The sequence below is a fragment of the Streptomyces sp. CRCS-T-1 genome (assembly GCF_024442335.1).
GTDB classification, from domain to species: domain Bacteria; phylum Actinomycetota; class Actinomycetes; order Streptomycetales; family Streptomycetaceae; genus Streptomyces; species Streptomyces koelreuteriae.
This window is the reverse complement of sequence record NZ_CP101651.1, coordinates 3,297,478-3,313,869: the sequence shown is the minus strand read 5'-3', so window position 1 is coordinate 3,313,869 and position 16,392 is coordinate 3,297,478. Positions and strand designations below refer to the sequence as shown.

The following is a 16,392-nucleotide window of genomic DNA, read 5'->3' as shown; positions in this document are numbered from 1 at the left end:
GGAGAGATCCACGCCAGAACCCACACCTGCCCGGGATCAAGCGGACTCGTCGGCTCCTCACCCCGAGACCTCCAGCCAGTCCTCCAGCCCCTCTTCCTCGGAGTCGTCGAGCCCCGCCCATGAGCCCGTGACGGACCTGTCCGATCTGCCACCCGTCTGGCCCGGGCGCCGCGCCCTCGCCTGGCCCGGCGTGCCGCTGTTCGCCGCGCTCGCCCTCTGGGTGTACGCCGTGCGGCACACCGATGTCTCGCGGCTCGACGACTACGGCCTGGTGACCGCGCTGCACCCCACCTTCTGGGCGGGCCTCGTGGTGCTCACGACCGGCTTCTGGTTCACCGTCCGCGATCCGCGCCGGCGGGGCGGCTGGGCGGCGGCGTACGTCCTCGGGCTGCTCGTGATGGAGCGGGCCACCCAGGCGGTGGTCTACCCGACCCCGCTGTACGCCTGGGCGTGGAAGCACGAGGCGGTCATCGACCATCTGCTGACGGCCGGCGGTCTGCAAACGGCCGACCAGGTCGGCGACATGGCGGTGTACGACCAGTGGCCGGGCTTCTTCGCCGCCCAGGCCGCCCTCGTACGGCTGCTGGGCGTGGACTCGGCGGCGATGTTCATGGCCTGGTGGCCCCTGGCCTCCAGTCTGATGCTGCTGCTCCCGCTGCTGCTGATCTACCGCACCTTCACCGAGGACCGGCGGCTGATCTGGACGGCGGTCTGGCTCTTCTACGTCGCCAACTGGGTCGGGCAGGACTACTTCTCGCCCCAGTCCGTGGCCTACGCGCTGCATGTCGGCGTCCTGGCCGTGGTCCTGCGCCGCTTCGGCCGGTCCGCCGTGCGGCGCGGGCAGCCCCGGCAGGCCGTGTGGACGGTGGTGATCACCGTCATGCTCGTGGCGATCGTCATCTCCCATCAGCTCACCCCGGGCATGCTCGTCGTCTGCCTGCTCGCCCTGTGCCTCAGCCGCCGCTACCGCGACTGGGTCCCGGTGGTCACGACCGTCGTGATCTTCCTGGCCTGGTGTCTCACTGCGGCGCTGCCCTTCCTGTCCGCCGCGATGCCGGACATGATCCGCTCCGTCGGCGACGTCGGCGCCAACGTCGAGACGGGGTACGGCGCCACCCCGACCGGCACCGGAGCGATCGCGACCTCCTGGGCGGCCCGGCTGCTGTCCGGCTCCGTCCTGCTGCTCGCGGCCCTCGGCGTCCTGCGCCAACGGGTGCTGCGGCACCGGGCCCGGCCGTTGCTGCTGATCGCGGCGGCCCCGCTGCCGATGTTCGCGGCCAGCAGCTACGGCAGCGAGATGATCTTCCGGGTGCTGCTCTTCATGCTGCCCGGCGCCGCGTTCTTCGCCGCCGCCGCGCTGCTGCCCAAGGTCCGCACCCTGGCCGCCGACGCCGCCGCCCGGGAAGCCGACAGCCGGCAGGCCGCCGCCCCCGCCAAGGGCCCCACCAAGGGCAACGCCAAGGGCCCCGCCAAGGGCGGACGACGGTGGCTCGGCGTCGGGCTGCCGCTGGCAGCACTGCTCGGCGGAACGCTGGCGTTCGTCCCGGCCTACTCCGGCAAGGACCGGATCAACTACTTCCCGCCGCAGGAAGTGGCCCTCGTACGGCAGCTCTTCGACCAGGCGCCCGACGGCTCGCTCGTCGTGGCCGCCAACCGCAACTACCCGCTCGCGTACGACTCCTACGGGAGCGTCGACCACTACTGGTTCCTCGACGACGCCCGCAGCCACGTCGACCGGATCGTCCAGAAGCCGGCCGCCACCCTCGCCAGTGACATGGCCGGGGTGGAGCGACCGGCCCGGGCCTACTTCCTGCTCACCCAGGGGCAGTTGGCCAACTCCGAGATGAACGGCCAGCTCACCAAGGCGCAGCTGGACCGTATCCGGAAGTCCGTCGCCGCCTCACCGCGGTTCCGGCTCGTGGCGCAGAACAGCGCCGGATGGCTCTACGTACTGAAGCAGTCCGAGGGAGCGGAGCGATGACACCGCAGGAACTCGTGGTCCGGATGCTGCCGCCGTTCGGCGGCTGGCTCGCGCTCGCCGCGCTCGCCCTGCCCGGCGGCTCGCCGCTGCGGGGCGCCGCGGTCGTCCTCTTCCTGGCGGCGGGCCCGGGCGCGGCGATGGTCAGAATCTGCGCCCCCGCACTGGGGGCGCGGCCCGCCGAAGGGCCCGTCGAGCGCCGGGACCCGGACTTCGCACGCCACTCCGACCTGCTGGAGCGGCTGATGCTGGTGCTGTTCATGAGCATCGGTGCCGTGATGCTCGTCGCGACCGTCCTGATCGCCACGCACACCTTCAGCGCGCAGCGGGTGCTGCTGACGCTGACCCTGCTGACCACGCTCGCCGCGTTCTGTCCGCCGCTGCGCGCCTCCCCGCAGGCGAGGACGACGCCGAGTACACCGAAGGGTTCCGCTCAGTGAGGTTCAACCGTCCCCACCGATCCGACCGTTCCCATCGATCCGACCGTTCCCATCGATCCGACCGTCCCCACCGATCCCACCGCCCCTTTCGCCGCGACCCGAACACCACGACCGAGGAGCGGCCGGCCGCCGGCCCGTTCGCATCGAGCCGGCGTCGGCTGCTGATCACGTCCGCGACGGTCGTCAGCGCGGTCCTGGTCGGCGTACTCGCCCTCCGGGACGCCTCAGGACCGGACCCCCAGGGCGCCGGCTCCAAGGCGGACTGCCGCCCCACCGCACTCCTGGAACCGCCCTGCGGCGCCTGGTTCGGCGCGTTCGTGCCGCACGAGCGCGGCGATCTGCCCGAGAAGGTGCGCGCCTACGAGAAACGCGTGGGCCGTGAACTGGACATCGTGTACACGTACCACGACATGTCCCTGCCCGAGGGCACCCGCCGCGAGGGCCAGCTGCTCACCCCCGAGGAACAGCGCGTCGGCGAGGACCACCTGCTGCTGCTGTCCTGGGAGAGCAAGTGGTGGGGCGGCACGAAGAAGCAGCAGCCGACCTGGAAGCAGATCGCGTCAGGCGAGCTGGACGACAAGGTCATCGACGTCCAGGCCCGGCGCATCAAGGACTACGGCAAGAAGGTCTTCCTCTCCTTCGACCTGGAGATGGACACCCGCACCCCGGACAACGGCACCCCCGCCGAGTACGTGAAGGCGTACCGGCACATCCACGACCGGTTCCGCGAGCTGGGCGTCGACAACGTCGTCTGGACGTGGATCACCACCGGCTATCTCGACCACGCCGACGAGATGAAGCGGATGTACCCGGGCGACGAGTACGTCGACTGGATCGGCTACAACCAGTACAACTACTACCGCTGCCACAACACGCGCTGGATGAGCTTCGCGCAGACCCAGGACGCCGCGCACGACTGGATCCGCGAGCACATCTCCGACGAGAAGCCGCTGATGCTCTCCGAGTTCGGCACCGCCGAGGACTCGGCCCGCCCGCAGCGACAGGCCGAGTGGTACGCGCAGGTGCCCGGGGTGCTGAAGGGCCTGGAGGGCGTCAAGGCCGCCCTCCAGTGGAACTACCGCGACCCCGGACCGCACTGCAATCTGGCGTTGGCCAACGACGCGGCCTGGGACAGCCTGCGCAAGGCGGCCGCCGACCCGTACCTGAACCAGCCGCTCAAGTAGCGACCAGCCGCTCACGTAGCGCCAGCCGCTCACGTAGCGGCCGAACGCGGCGACGGTCAGCCCGCGAACTCGGGCCCGTGCACCACCGCACGGGCCCGCCGGTACCACCGCCACCCGATCGTCTTCGGCCCGTCGCGGTAGGGCGCGACCCGCGCGCCCGCCCCCGCCAGCCAGCCCTCGACATCTGCGACGGTGTGGGTACGCCGCACGATGAGCCGGGCGATGCGGTACCGCTCGTCGCCCTCGGAGCTGAGCGCGTGCCGTACGGCGGTCGCCGTCTCGTAACCGGCCCGGGCCGACATGGCCCGCACCCGGGGGCTGTTGTAGCCGTGCGGATAGGCGAGATGGCGGACCTCGTGCCCGAGGGCGTCCTCCAGCACGGCCTTGGACGTGCGCAGTTCGTACGCCAGGTCCTTGCCGGACAGGGTGTCGAGCTGTGCGTGAGTGACGGTGTGGCTGCCGATCTCCATGCCGGAACGTTCCAGCTCTGCCGCCCGGTCCAGGGTCATCATCGGGGCGGGCGGCAGCAGACTGCGGCCGCCCGGGGCGATGGCGCCGGTGGTGAGATAGGCGGTGGCGGGCAGCCCGCGTCCGGCCAGCGTCTCGGCGGTCGGTCCGGGCAGATCGGCGAAGCCGTCGTCGAAGGTGAGCAGCACGGGCCGGGGCGGCAGCGGCGCCCGCCCGGCCAGATGGTCGGCGATCGTACTGATCGTGACGGGCGTACGGCCGCTGTCGGCCAAGGCGTCGAGATGGGCCGCGAACTGCTTCGGCGTGACCGTGAACTCGGCGATCCAGTCGGGCGGGTCGTCCATCACGGCGTGGTACAGGAAGACGGGGATGGCCGGGGTCCCCGAGCGCGCTATCGGCCCCTCACCTCGCGTCCGTGCCGACGTCCTCATCTCGCCCTCCGAACCGTCGCGCCGACCGTCGCGCGCAGCGCCCGCCGCGCCCGCACATAGCCGACAGGCCCGTACAGCATCCCCCTGCGCTGCAGCCGCGACAGCCGCCGTGGCCAGGGATGCGTCCGCACGTCGTGGTCACCCGGCGCCCCGCCCTCGTCCGCCCCGCCCCCGTCCGTCTCGCGTACGGCCGTCAGCGTCCGGGCGTGGGCGAGGCCGCGGGGCAGCCGGGCGAGGAACGCCGGCAGCAGCGCGGGCCGGTTCACCAGCACCGCGGTCAGATAGGCCGTGAGCCCGGCGCCGTAGCCGTACGCCTGGGTCTCCAGGTCCCGCCAGGTCTCCCGGTGGTGGTGCCACACCAGTGCGGACGGTGTGTAGCGCAGCCGGTGGCCCTGGGCCAGGACACGGACGAATCCGTAGAGGTCGTCGCCGCCCCGGGCGGCCGTACCGGCACCGGTGGCCGGGTCGAAACCGCCGACGGAACGCAGCACCGCCGTACGGAACGCCATGTTGGCCCCGGAGCCGAACCGCCCCGCCGTGAACGGGAACAGCGGTTCGTCGCCCGGCGGACGCGCCGGGTCGTACGTCCTTGGAGTGAAGCCCTTCGCGAAGCCGCCGTGGCTCTCCAGGAGGACCTGGGCCGGGGTCGTCAGCCGCGCGGGCAGGATCAGCCCGGTGGCGCAGCCCAGTCCGGCGTCGGCGGCGAAGGGCGCGGTCAGCTCGGTCAGCCAGCGCGGGTCGGCGACCACGTCGTCGTCGGTGAAGGCGACCACCTCGCCCCGCACGGCCGCGAGGCCCGCGTTGTGCGCGACCGCGAGGCCGGGCACCCGCTCGCACACGTACCGCACGCGCTCGGCGTACTTCCGCTCGATCAGCTCCCGCGTCTCGTCCGTGACGGGCGCGTTGTCCACGACGACGATCTCGAACCGGGGGTGGTCCTGCGCCAGCAGCGAGTCCAGCGCGCGGGCCAGTTGCCCGGCCCGCTCCCGGGTCGCGACGACGACACTGGTGTACGGAGGCTCACCGGCACACCCGGCGTCCTCGACATCCCCGGCCGCACACTCCGCCCGCGCCCGCGCCTCCAGCACACCCCGTGCGTCCGCCCCCTCCGGCACCCGCCCGAGCAGCGTGCCCACGGGCCGCCCACCCCTGCGGACCAGCACGAACACCTCGCCGTGCGTCACCGGCGGGCTCCCCGGCCCGGGTCTGAGCACCGCCTCGTCACCGTCACCGTCGAGATCCAGCTCAGCGACCTGAACCGCCCCGATGTCCAGGAACCGCCGTATCTCCTCCCGCGCACGCGCCGAACGAGCCATGCGCCCCTCACCCCCCACTCATGTCAGGTACGAAATCGCGTTTCACGTACGAACTCGCCTTCAGGTACGAACTCGTGCTCAGCCACGGCGCAGCCGAGCCGCGCCCTTCAAAGTCCGCGCGGCCAGCGCCGCGAGCCGCGGCCTGCCCCGGACGAAGCTGTGCGCGCGGCGCGCGGGCTCGCGGCTCAGCCAGTGCAGTGCCGCGCCCGCCCCCGGTCGCGTCACCGCGCCCTCGTACACGGGCAGTTCGCCCGTCTTCAGCGCGTCCTTGTACTCCGCCGCGCCCCGCCCGAGGTCGAGCATGCCGATGCCCTCGGCGGCCGCCGCCTCGGCCATGCGCAGATGCAGCACCAGACCCGGCGAGTACTTCGCGAACTCCGGGTCGTAGGCCGGGAACCAGCAGGCCAGGACGGAGGCCGAGCGCAGACCGAAGTGCGCGGCGACGGGCCGCTCTCCGGCGTAGAGCACGGACAGGGTGCCGGCGCACTCAGCTGCCCGGGTCCGGGCCAGCCGCCCCACGAGCCGGGTGATCCACTCCCGGGCGAAGCGGTCCTGCCGGCCCGTCCTGCGGTACTGCGCGGACTTCCACTCCATGAGGGTGCGCAGCGCGGCCGGGTCGCGTTCGTCGAACACGAACCGCGTCTCGCCGGCCTGCCGTCCCAGCCTGCGCTCCTTGGCCAGGGTGGTCTTCAGGAACTTCGGCGACTCGGCGCGCAGCACCGACTCGTACGTCTCGTAGCCCTTCTCCACGTCGATGACGTAGGTGGCGTGCTCCTCGGCCGCGTACCGGACGAACAGCCGCTGCTCGGCCTCCAGGTTGTCGAAGGCGAAGCTCGACACCGAGCAGGCCTTCAGGAGCCGGCCCGCCTCCAGGTCCAGGCCCGGCCGCAGGATCGCCCCCTGCGCGTCCGAGACCCCGAGCCCGATGGCCCGGCCCTGGCCCAACGGCCCTCGCTCGTAGGGCAGGAAACCGACCGGCTCCAGCCCCTCGTACACCACCGCGATCCGTGCCTGCGGCCTCACCAGGCCGACGGCTTCGGTGAACTCCGGTTCCATGAAGGGGTTGCGCGGTGCCTCGGAGGCAGCGCGCAGTGCGCGCCAGCGCTCCTTCTCCCCTTCGCCGAGCTCCCCGGGCCCAGCCACGCGAATGCGCCCACTGCTCAACCTGACCCCCCGATCAAGTCCCCCCTGGACACTTGGAAGGTACCGCCCGAGACGGCCTCGACGGTAGGTAGCGGACCATGTTGTTGCCAACTGGTGCAGAGGCCTTCAACCGGGCAATCGGTGTCCACGGTGCGATGAAACGAAGGGGCGCGCTGTCCGTATTCTCAGATCATGGCCGCACCCATCGCATATTCACTCATCGCCACCGACCTGGACGGGACGCTGCTGCGCGGCGACGACACCCTCTCCGACCGGTCGCTCGCCGCGCTCGCGCGGGTGGCGGACACCGGTGCGCAGCACCTCGTGGTGACGGGCCGGCCGGCGCCGCGGGTGCGACCGCTCCTCGACGACCTGCGCTGCACGGGGCTCGCGGTGTGCGGACAGGGCGCGCAGGTGTACGACGCCGGCGCGGACCGGCTGCTGTGGTCCATCACCCTGGACCGGGAGCTGGCGGAGACCGCGCTCGGCAAGATCGAGGCGGAGGTGGGGCAGGTGTACGCGGCGGTCGACCAGGACGGGGTCGACGGGCTCACGCTCATCGAGCCGGGCTATCTGATGCCGCACCCGACCCTGCCGGCCGTACGGGTCGAGCGGCGCGACGACCTGTGGTGCGAGCCGATCAGCAAGGTGCTGCTGCGCCATCCCCATCTGTCGGACGACGAGTTGGCGGCGACGGCGCGTTCGGTGGTCGGTTCACTGGCGACGGTGACGATGTCGGGGCCCGGCACGGTCGAGCTGCAGCCGTGCGGCGTCACCAAGGCGACGGGCCTGGCGCTTGCCGCCGAGCATCTGGGGCTGCGGCCGGCGGACACCATCGCCTTCGGTGACATGCCCAACGACATCCCGATGTTCGACTGGGCGGCCCACGGCGTCGCGATGGCGAACGCCCATCCCGAACTCAAGGCCGTGGCCGACGAGATCACCCTGTCGAACGAGGACGACGGCATCGCCGTCGTCCTCGAGCGACTGCTGGGCGGGACGGCTCAGTACGGGCCGTTGACGTTGTCGATCGAGCCGTAGCGGTCGGCCGCGTAGTTGCAGGCCGCGGTGATGTTGGCGACCGGGTCGTACGGGTCCCACGACGTGCCGTCCACGTGGTAGGCCTGGAAGGTCGGGTCGATGGTCTGGAGCAGGCCCTTGGACGGGGTGCCCTTGACGGCGTTGGAGTCCCAGTTGTTGATCGCCTGGGGGTTGCCGGACGACTCGCGCATGACGTTGCGGTGGATGCCGTCGTACGACCCCGGAATGCCCTTCTGGCCCATGATGTCCAGCGCCTCGCGGATCCATCCGTCGAGGTTGTCGGCGTAGGTCTTCGCCGAGGCCTGGGTGGCCTTGGCGACGCCACCGGCGGGCTTGGCGGCCGGCTTGGCCGGAGCGGACGACTTGGTCGCCTTCTTCGCGGCGGGCGCCTTCGTCGTCGACACCTTCAGCTTCAGACCCGGGTGGATCACCTTCGGGCTGTCGCCGATGGCGGAGCGGTTGTCCTTGTAGAGCTTCTTCCAGCCGCCCGCGACGTCGTACTTGTCCGCGATGCGGTAGAGCGTGTCGCCCTTGGCCACGGTGTACGTGAGCGACTTGGGCTGGACCGCCTGGGGCAGGGACTGCGCGACGGCGGGTGCGCTCTGCGGCGCCTCGGTGGCGCTCGCGTAGGTGGCTCCGAGGAGCGGGAGGGTGAGGGCCGCTCCGCCGGTGCCGGCGATCGCGACACCTCGGGAGAGCGGGTTGGTTCTGGGGCGACGGTGCTTGCCTCGTCCGGCCATGGCGATATTCCTCTCCGGCGCCTGCGAGGTGAGCTGTCGGGTTCGGGCCGGGAGGTGCCCGGCCGCGTACGGCGATGTACTGCCGTGCGCGGCTTCACCCCGAGCCGTGCCGCTGTGCGGACCGGCGACTTACCTGGGTCCCCCGCTCCTGCCCTGCGTGAGTGAGTCGGTTTGTGTGTGGGGGTCCGGGCGGCGGCAGGATTCGGCGTCCGCCGGACAGGGCGGGAACGTATGCGAGAGCACATGTCGGGAACAAGCATGGGAATCACATATCGCGCGGTTGACCTTGGTCGGGGGTGTTTGGTCCGCTTGATCCTTTGCGAGAGTCAAGGCTCAACTGGCGTTCGGCTGAAGGAGGTACGGGTCGATGCCGGGGTGGCGCGACACAGGGGTTAACGTGATTCAACTCACTGATCACGAGCCTGTGGGGCAATTCCCGTCAAAGGGAATTTGCGCAATCGTCACGGCAAATCGTGCATATCTCACTACCTCCCGGTAAGTCGATAAATGTCTGTTCTTATGAGCTGATCGAAAACATAACGGTCGTGATCAGATACCACCCGGCCTGTAACCATGGGCGCTGGCGGTGATCGAAACGTGACCGGATACGCTGACTCGAGTGATGGCAGCGACCTATCGACAATCCGCGTAATCACCGGCAGACACAGCAGACAGGAGACCCCTCGTGACCGACGTCGGGCCGTTCGGGCTGAGCGTGCGGGACCAGGCTCTGGAAGCCGATGTCCAGGCCGGGTTGGCGGCTGTCGAGGAAGGCTTGTTCGAGGCCACCAAGAGCGAGGTGCCCTTCATCACGGAGGCCGCCCAGCACCTGGTGCGGGCCGGCGGCAAGCGGTTCCGTCCGCTGCTCGTGATGCTCTCCGCCCAGTTCGGTGACCGCTACGCGCCCGGGATCGTGCCCTCGGCCGTCGTCGTGGAGCTCACCCACCTCGCCACGCTGTACCACGACGACGTGATGGACGAGGCGACGGTGCGCCGCGGGGTGGCGAGCGCGAACACCCGCTGGGACAACTCCGTCGCGGTCCTCACCGGCGACTTCCTCTTCGCCCGCGCCTCGCACACCCTGGCCGACCTCGGCCCGGAGGCGGTGCGGGTGCAGGCCGAGGCGTTCGAACGGCTGGTGACCGGCCAGATCCTGGAGACGGCCGGACCGCAGGACGGCCGCGACCCCGTCGAGCACTACCTCGACGTGCTGGGCGGCAAGACCGGTTCGCTGGTGGCGGTGTCGTGCCGGTTCGGCGCGATGATGTCCGGCGCCGACGAGACCACCGTGGACGTCCTCACGCAGTACGGCGAGCGCCTCGGCGTCGCCTTCCAGCTCGCGGACGACGTCCTGGACATCGCCTCCGACTCCCACGAGTCCGGCAAGACGCCCGGTACCGATCTGCGCGAGGGCATCCCCACCATGCCGGTGCTGCGGCTGCGTGAGCGGGCGGCCCGGCTCGGCCTCGCGGACGACATCGCCCTGTGCGAGCTGCTGGACTCCGACCTCACCGACGACGAACGGCACGCCGAGGCCCTGCGCCTGCTGCGCGCCCACCCGGCGCTGGAACAGGCCCGGAAGGACACCGTCCGCTACGCCCAGGACGCCCGCTCCGCGTTGGCCCCCCTGCCCGAGTGCGCCGCGAAGACGGCACTCGTGGAGCTGTGCGACGCGGTGGTGCACCGGGCGGGCTAGCCCCGAAGCGGCGCCCGAACCGGCCCCCGTCCCCTACGGGTCGGGGGAGGAGCCGGTCCTCCGTGTCATACCCCAGCAGTACGTGGAGTTGAGTCCGGGGTCTGACGTATTTCCCTGGCCGATTTGGTCAGATGAACACCAGGGAAAACACCACTCCTCACCTGTTCGGGTGAGAATGGCGGCTCAGGGACGAGTGCGTGGACGACACGGACAGCCGCCGCCGACCACGGAGGTAGGGCACACATGGCACCGTACGCATCCGACGACAGCACGACCGCCGGGGAGGTCGACGAGCGGCGTTCCGGACGGCGCAAGGCCGCGCGGTACGTCGTACCGGTCACGGTGATGGGGGTGGCGGCCGCGACGATCGGGCTGGTCCCCGCGCTCGCCGACTCCGGGGACCCCGACCTCCCGAAGATCACCGCACAGCAGCTCATCGAGAAGATCGCCAAGTCGGACGTCCAGCAGCTGTCCGGCACCGTGAAGATCAGCACGGACCTCGGGCTGCCGGACCTCGGCGGGCTGGAGAGCAGCCTGATGTCCGGTGCCGCGGGCCGGGGCGAGGGCGGCTCCTCCGCCGACCCGACCGCCAAGCTCACCGAACTGGCCTCCGGCACGCACACCCTGCGCGTCGCGGCCGACGGCCCGGACAAGCAGAAGCTGTCGCTGCTGGAGAACGCCGCCGAGTACAGCATCGTCCACAACGGCAAGGACGTCTGGGCCTACGACAGCAAGTCGAACGAGGTCCACCACGGCACGGCCTCCGAGAGCGGCGAGGACCACCGGCAGCAGCCGCCTGCCACGCCGAAGGACTTCGCCGAGGAGGCCCTCAAGGCCGCCGACGACACGACCTCCGTGACCGTGGACGGCACCGCCCAGGTCGCCGGGCGGGACGCCTACAAGCTGCTCATCAAGCCGAAGCAGTCCGGCTCGACGGTCGGTGCGATCACCGTGGCCGTGGACGCGAAGACGGGCACGCCGCTGAAGTTCACGCTGACCCCGGCGAGCGGCGGCTCCGCCGTCGTCGACGCGGGCTTCACCCAGGTCGACTTCGCCAAGCCGGCCGCGTCGACCTTCGACTTCACCCCGCCGAAGGGGGCGAAGGTCACCGAGGAGGAGGCGCCCGAGAAGGGCTCCGAGAAGGGCCTCGAGAAGGGCTTCGGCAAGGACTTGGGCAAGGACTTCGACAAGGGAGATGCCCCTCGGCACGCCCCGAAGTCGGAGGAGGACCTCGGCCAGGGCCTCGACGGCATGAAGACCATCGGCGAGGGCTGGAACGCCATAGCCACCTTCGACACCGGCGGCGAGGGCGTGCCCTCCGGCAAGGCCGGCGGCGACCTCGGCGGCTTCATGGACTCGCTCGGCGACAAGGTCACCGGCAAGTTCGGCTCGGGCACGGTCTTCTCGACCCGTCTGGTCAACGCCCTGATCACGGACGACGGCAAGGTCTACGTCGGCCTGGTCACCAAGGACGCGCTGGTGAAGGCGGCCGACGCCGGGAAGTAAGTCCCCTGCCGCCAGGGGACGCCAAGAGAACGAGGAAGCCGATGGGCGAACCGTCCGCCACGGAATCGGAGCAACGGGAGGCGCGGGGTGAGCCCGAAGACCCCGCGGACCCCGTCATCTCCACCCGCGCGCTCACCAAGCGCTACCGCGGCGGACAGCTCGCCGTCGACGGTCTCGATCTGACCGTCCCGGCGGGCAGTGTCTTCGGCTTCCTCGGCCCCAACGGCTCCGGCAAGACCACCACCATCCGCATGCTGATGGGCCTCATCGAGGCCACCTCCGGCACGGCGCGGGTCCTCGGGCAGCCCATGCCCCGGGCCACCCGCGCCGTGCTGCCGCACGTCGGCGCCCTCATCGAGGGCCCGGCCCTCTACGGCTTCCTCTCCGGCCGCGACAACCTCATCCGGTACGACTCGGCCGACCCGGCCGCCGACCCCCGCACCCGGCGGGCCCGGGTCGCAGCCGCCCTGGACCGGGTGGGCCTGACGGCCGCGGGGAGCAAGAAGGCCAAGGCGTACTCACTGGGCATGAAGCAGCGCCTGGGCCTCGCGGCCGCCCTGCTCCAGCCCCGCCGGCTGCTGGTGCTCGACGAGCCGACCAACGGCCTCGACCCGCAGGGCATGCGCGAGATCCGCACCCTGATCCGGGAACTGGCCTCGGACGGTACGACCGTCTTCCTCTCTTCCCATCTGCTGGACGAGATCGAACAGGTCTGCACGCACGCGGCCGTGATGGCCCAGGGCCGTCTGATCACACAGGGCCCGGTGGCGGAGCTGTCCGCCGGGGCACGCGGCCGACTCGTCGTGACCACTCCGGACCCGGCGGAGGCGGCCCGGGTGCTGAAGGAGCAGGGCATCGGCGACCTCGTCGTCACCGACGACCGGGTGACCGGCGAACCGCCGGACCGCGACCTCGCCGAGGTGAACGCCGCGCTGGTGACGGCCGGGGTGCGCGTACGCGGCTTCACGGTCGAACGGGCCTCGCTGGAGGACGCGTTCGTGGCGCTGACGGGGGAGGGGTTCGATGTCGCAGGCTGACACGGCGAAGGCTGCCGTACGCCCGGTGAGCCCGCTGTGGACCTTCGGGCTGCTGCGCAGCGAACTCACCACGACCTTCCGGCGCTGGCGCACCCTCGCGCTGCTGGCCGTCCTTGCGGGCGTGCCCGTCCTGGTCGGCATCGCCGTCAAGATCGAGACGGGTGACGGTTCGTCGCCCGGCGGCGGAGGGGGCGGAGGACCGGCCTTCATCTCGCAGATCACCAACAACGGCCTGTTCCTCGTCTTCACCGCCCTGGCCGCCACCCTCCCGTTCTTCCTGCCGATGGCGATCGGGGTCGTCGCGGGCGACGCGATCGCCGGCGAGTCGAACGCCGGCACCCTGCGCTATCTGCTCGTCGCCCCGGCCGGCCGCAGCCGTCTGCTGCTCACCAAGTACGCGACCGTCGTCATCTTCTGCCTGGTGGCCACCCTGGTGGTCGCCGTCTCGGCGCTGACGGTCGGCGCGCTGCTGTTCCCGCTAGGAGACCTGACGACCATCTCCGGTACGCGGATCAGCTTCGCCGAGGGCCTGGGCAGAGCCCTGCTGATCGCCCTCGCCGTCGCCGCGTCACTGATCGGCGTCGCCGCGCTCGGCCTGTTCGTCTCGACGCTCACGGGCAGCGGCATCGCGGCGATGGCCACCACCGTCGGCCTGCTGATCACGGTCCAGATCCTCGACCAGATCCCGCAACTGCACGCCCTCCAGCCGTACTTCTTCTCGCACTACTGGCTGTCCTTCGCCGACCTCATGCGCGAGCCGGTCTACTGGGACGAGCTGACCAAGAACCTCGGCCTCCAGGCCCTGTACGCGGCGGTGTTCGGCTCGGCGGCCTGGGCCCGCTTCACGACGAAGGACATCACCGCTTAGAGCTCAGTTCTCGTACAGGAACCGGGCGGGCGGCGCCTCCTGGGTGAAGAAGGTCTTGGCCCGGGTCAGGGCCTCGGTGTCGTTCAGTACGTCACCCGGCTTGCTGCCGTTGCCGAGCAGCACCCCGCCGAAGCGCATCCCCATGTACGCGGCCGAGTTGTGCAGCGTCCCGATCAGCGGGTCGGCGACGACCTCCTCCCGGTGCGCCAAGGCGGTGACGCCCCACAGGGTGCGTCCGGCCAGGGTCGCCTTGAAGTCGAGGCCGGGCGTGCGCAGCCAGCCCGACCAGTAGTCCAGGTAGCGCTTGGTCTGTGCGGAGACCGAGTACCAGTACAGGGGCGTGACGATCACGATGTCCGTCGCCGCGAGCGTGGCGTCGAGGAGCAGGGCGTGGTTGCCCTCGGTCGGACGGACATGATCGCTGTCGTGCCGCAGGTCCTCGAAGTCGGGCACGGGATGCTCGGAGAGGTCGATCCACTGCTGTTCGACGTCCGGGGGCAGTTGCTCGGCGGCCCGGCGGGCCAGCAGCTCGGAGTTGCCCTCGGCGCGGGCGCTGCCGAGGACGAAGAGGAAGCGGCGGGTCATGGAGGTCCCCCAGAAGAAAGGCGTACGGCGATTACACGCGCTTGCATCATATGCGTGCGCATTCAAATCCGCCAGGGGTGGCCTCGTCGGTCACGCGGGCCTGCCCGTCAGCTCTCGATACGTGCCTCCGCCTCCCGCGCCACCGCCAGCAGCAGCGCCTCCCGCCCGTGCGGTGCGACCAGGTGCAGCCCGGCCGGGCAGCCGTCCTCGCCGAAGCCCGCCGGGAGGCTCAGTGCCGGATGCCCGCTGAGGTTGAACGCCCAGGTGAGCGAGGTGGAGTAGCGGTCCCCTGGCCCTTCGTGGCCGTGCGGGGCGGTGGGTGCCGTGGGCGTCAGCAGCAGCTCGGCATCCTCGAACAGCCCGGCCAGCCGCCGGTCGTTCTCCGCCCGGTCGCGATGCGCCCCGGCCAGGTCGGCGCCGGGTGCGCGCAGGGCGAGCCACGCGGGCCCGGGGTCGGTGAGCCGCAGCGGCACCCGTGGTCGTACGAGCCGTACGACACCTGCCGCCACGAGCCGTTCCACCGCGGCCCGGGCGAGTGCGACGGGCTCCGGATCGGGCCCGGCGAAACCGAGGTCGGGGGACCAGACGGCGGTGATTGGTAGGGGCGGGGGCACGGGCTTCGGCTCGCCCGTCACCACCTGCCACCAGCGCGCCGCGTCCGACGCCGAGCGGGTGAGCACGCCGGGGACGGCAAGCCCCGTGCGGTCGGCGGAGGGCAGCCGCCCGGCCGTGGCCTTCAGTCCGACGACCCCGCACCACGCCGCGGGGATCCGCACCGACCCGGCCCCGTCGCTCCCCGTCGCCAGCGGCACCAGCCCGGCCGCCACCGCCACCGCCGACCCGGCCGAGGAACCGCCCGGCGTACGGTCGGCCCGCCATGGATTCACGGTCCGGCCGCGCGCACCGAGCCCCCAGGTCTGCCACTCCGTCCCCGGCCCGGGCACGGAGGTGGCCCCCACGACCACCGCTCCGGCCGCGACCAGCGGCCCCGCCGCCCGCATCCCGTTCCGCCCCTTCACGGCGATGGGCACACCGGCGAGCGGCAGAGGCCCGGCCTCCATGAAGTTGTCGGCACCACTCGTGCGAGGGGCATCTTCGGATCTGTCGGCATCACTCGTGCGAGGGACACCCCCGGAACGCCCGTCGAGCAGCGCGTCCACCTCACCCGCCCGCCGGAGCGCCTCCTCGTGCCACACCTCGACGAACGCGCACAGCTCCGGATCGGCCCGGTCGATCCGCTCCAGCGCAGCCGCGACCACGTCCACCGCGCGCAGCTCCCGGGCCCGTACGCCCGCCGCGATCTCCCCCGCCGACAGGGGCGCGGCCGTCAGCGTGCCTCTCCCGTCAGCCTGGCCAGGGGCGCCGTCTCGCGCGGCGGGTGGCCCAGTTCGCCGAGTCGCCAGGAGGGCACCCACGGCACGCGGTACACGTCGATGACCGCCTCCAGGGACTTGACCCGCTGGGCGAGCGGGCGCGGCAGCCGGCCCGGGGCGTCCGCCACGAGGACGACGCCGTCCAGGTCGAGCCCCGGCGGGGCCTGTCCTCGCCGGAAGAGCTCCACCGCCCCGGCGACCGTGTCCAGCCCGGCCGCGTGCGTCCGGGCGACCAGCAGCACGGACGGCGGGTCGCCCGGCCCGGGCCAGGAGCGGCCGCTGTCATGACCGCCGTAGACCGCGGCGAGCGTGGAGACGCCCGCGCCGCCGTGTGTGCCGACCCAGGAGAACCGCCGTGCCGCGGCGTGGGCGTGGGCCGGCTCCGGCGGTCCCGGCTCCGGGGTTGTCACCGGGCCGCGGATCCAGATCTCCGGGCCTTGTCGCATGCCTGTCTGCATGCACCTCTCCTCCCTCGTACTGTCGATCTTCATGCCGGCGGGAACCACGCGCGCCGGGGCCTACAGTCCTTGGGACGAGCCTGTGACACCGCGGTGACGTGAGAAACGGGAGCGAGCGGACACACTCG

15 protein-coding genes and 1 riboswitch are annotated in these 16,392 nt (G+C 71.5%); of the genes, 8 read left to right on the top strand and 7 right to left on the bottom strand.

The features are described from left to right. Window positions 1-127: 127 nt before the first annotated feature. The 3 genes from NNW99_RS14725 to NNW99_RS14715 are packed head-to-tail and all read left to right on the top strand — an operon-like array spanning window position 128 to window position 3,602. Window positions 128-1,981, top strand: coding sequence for a glycosyltransferase (locus NNW99_RS14725; RefSeq protein ID WP_215119558.1), 1,854 nt, complete (start codon window positions 128-130; stop codon window positions 1,979-1,981). Then, on the top strand, window positions 1,978-2,418 hold the full coding sequence (locus NNW99_RS14720) for a hypothetical protein (RefSeq protein WP_215119556.1): 441 nt from the start codon (window positions 1,978-1,980) through the stop codon (window positions 2,416-2,418). Before NNW99_RS14725 ends, NNW99_RS14720 begins: the two co-directional genes overlap by 4 nt. Continuing rightward, window positions 2,415-3,602: a glycosyl hydrolase gene (locus NNW99_RS14715; protein WP_251057800.1), complete on the top strand. Its 1,188-nt coding sequence runs from the start codon at window positions 2,415-2,417 to the stop codon at window positions 3,600-3,602. The genes NNW99_RS14720 and NNW99_RS14715 overlap by 4 nt, the downstream gene beginning before the upstream one ends. Before the next feature lie 56 nt (window positions 3,603-3,658). On the opposite strand, the gene NNW99_RS14710 is transcribed toward NNW99_RS14715, so the two are convergent. From NNW99_RS14710 to NNW99_RS14700, 3 genes are all read right to left on the bottom strand, one after another. Further along, window positions 3,659-4,414 (bottom strand): polysaccharide deacetylase family protein, encoded by a 756-nt coding sequence (locus NNW99_RS14710; protein WP_215119555.1) that lies wholly within the window; start codon window positions 4,412-4,414, stop codon window positions 3,659-3,661. A gap of 83 nt (window positions 4,415-4,497) precedes the next feature. Further along, complete coding sequence (locus tag NNW99_RS14705) at window positions 4,498-5,817, bottom strand: glycosyltransferase family 2 protein (protein ID WP_215119554.1); 1,320 nt, start codon at window positions 5,815-5,817, stop codon at window positions 4,498-4,500. Window positions 5,818-5,895: 78 nt separating this feature from the next. Continuing rightward, on the bottom strand, window positions 5,896-6,966 hold the full coding sequence (locus NNW99_RS14700) for a GNAT family N-acetyltransferase (protein ID WP_370869200.1): 1,071 nt from the start codon (window positions 6,964-6,966) through the stop codon (window positions 5,896-5,898). A 186-nt stretch (window positions 6,967-7,152) separates the two neighbouring features. On the opposite strand from NNW99_RS14700, the gene NNW99_RS14695 reads away from it, so the two are divergent. Then, on the top strand, window positions 7,153-8,001 hold the full coding sequence (locus NNW99_RS14695) for an HAD family hydrolase (protein ID WP_215119552.1): 849 nt from the start codon (window positions 7,153-7,155) through the stop codon (window positions 7,999-8,001). Here NNW99_RS14695 and NNW99_RS14690 read toward each other — a convergent pair. Then, the gene (locus NNW99_RS14690) at window positions 7,965-8,741 is read right to left on the bottom strand and encodes a LysM peptidoglycan-binding domain-containing protein (protein WP_215119550.1); all 777 of its coding nucleotides are present in this window, start codon (window positions 8,739-8,741) and stop codon (window positions 7,965-7,967) included. The two genes, NNW99_RS14695 and NNW99_RS14690, sit on opposite strands and share 37 nt — an antisense overlap. 3 nt (window positions 8,742-8,744) lie before the next feature. Then, window positions 8,745-8,920: riboswitch (cyclic di-AMP (ydaO/yuaA leader) on the bottom strand. Between the two features lie 506 nt (window positions 8,921-9,426). On the opposite strand from NNW99_RS14690, the gene NNW99_RS14685 reads away from it, so the two are divergent. The 4 genes from NNW99_RS14685 (at window position 9,427) to NNW99_RS14670 (ending at window position 13,848) form a co-directional block, all read left to right on the top strand. Then, window positions 9,427-10,437, top strand: coding sequence for a polyprenyl synthetase family protein (locus tag NNW99_RS14685; RefSeq protein WP_215119549.1), 1,011 nt, complete (start codon window positions 9,427-9,429; stop codon window positions 10,435-10,437). A gap of 243 nt (window positions 10,438-10,680) precedes the next feature. Beyond that, window positions 10,681-11,943 carry an outer-membrane lipoprotein carrier protein LolA gene (locus NNW99_RS14680; RefSeq protein ID WP_215119547.1) on the top strand — a complete coding sequence of 421 codons (1,263 nt, stop codon included), beginning with the start codon at window positions 10,681-10,683 and terminating at the stop codon, window positions 11,941-11,943. A gap of 41 nt (window positions 11,944-11,984) precedes the next feature. Further along, entirely contained in the window at window positions 11,985-12,980 is a 996-nt protein-coding gene (locus NNW99_RS14675; protein ID WP_215119546.1) for an ABC transporter ATP-binding protein, read from the top strand. Further along, entirely contained in the window at window positions 12,967-13,848 is an 882-nt protein-coding gene (locus tag NNW99_RS14670; RefSeq protein ID WP_215119544.1) for an ABC transporter permease, read from the top strand. Before NNW99_RS14675 ends, NNW99_RS14670 begins: the two co-directional genes overlap by 14 nt. A 3-nt stretch (window positions 13,849-13,851) precedes the next feature. Here NNW99_RS14670 and NNW99_RS14665 read toward each other — a convergent pair whose 3' ends face one another. From NNW99_RS14665 to NNW99_RS14655, 3 genes are all read right to left on the bottom strand, one after another. Then, entirely contained in the window at window positions 13,852-14,433 is a 582-nt protein-coding gene (locus tag NNW99_RS14665) for a flavodoxin family protein (RefSeq protein ID WP_215119541.1), read from the bottom strand. A gap of 107 nt (window positions 14,434-14,540) precedes the next feature. Further along, entirely contained in the window at window positions 14,541-15,707 is a 1,167-nt protein-coding gene (locus tag NNW99_RS14660; RefSeq protein ID WP_370869199.1) for an amidase family protein, read from the bottom strand. A 53-nt stretch (window positions 15,708-15,760) separates the two neighbouring features. Further along, window positions 15,761-16,264: a DUF6668 family protein gene (locus NNW99_RS14655; protein ID WP_215119539.1), complete on the bottom strand. Its 504-nt coding sequence runs from the start codon at window positions 16,262-16,264 to the stop codon at window positions 15,761-15,763. Window positions 16,265-16,392 lie beyond the last annotated feature (128 nt).

Bases quoted from the DNA above. Each gene is read 5' to 3' on its own strand.
- NNW99_RS14720 (WP_215119556.1), top strand. From the start codon at position 1,978: ATGACACCGCAGGAACTCGTGGTCCGGATGCTGCCGCCGTTCGGCGGC.
- NNW99_RS14710 (WP_215119555.1), bottom strand. From the start codon at position 4,414: ATGGACGACCCGCCCGACTGGATCGCCGAGTTCACGGTCACGCCGAAG.
- NNW99_RS14705 (WP_215119554.1), bottom strand. From the start codon at position 5,817: ATGGCTCGTTCGGCGCGTGCGCGGGAGGAGATACGGCGGTTCCTGGAC.
- NNW99_RS14695 (WP_215119552.1), top strand. From the start codon at position 7,153: ATGGCCGCACCCATCGCATATTCACTCATCGCCACCGACCTGGACGGG.
- NNW99_RS14690 (WP_215119550.1), bottom strand. From the start codon at position 8,741: ATGGCCGGACGAGGCAAGCACCGTCGCCCCAGAACCAACCCGCTCTCC.
- NNW99_RS14680 (WP_215119547.1), top strand. From the start codon at position 10,681: ATGGCACCGTACGCATCCGACGACAGCACGACCGCCGGGGAGGTCGAC.
- NNW99_RS14675 (WP_215119546.1), top strand. From the start codon at position 11,985: ATGGGCGAACCGTCCGCCACGGAATCGGAGCAACGGGAGGCGCGGGGT.
- NNW99_RS14670 (WP_215119544.1), top strand. From the start codon at position 12,967: ATGTCGCAGGCTGACACGGCGAAGGCTGCCGTACGCCCGGTGAGCCCG.
- NNW99_RS14665 (WP_215119541.1), bottom strand. From the start codon at position 14,433: ATGACCCGCCGCTTCCTCTTCGTCCTCGGCAGCGCCCGCGCCGAGGGC.
- NNW99_RS14655 (WP_215119539.1), bottom strand. From the start codon at position 16,264: ATGCAGACAGGCATGCGACAAGGCCCGGAGATCTGGATCCGCGGCCCG.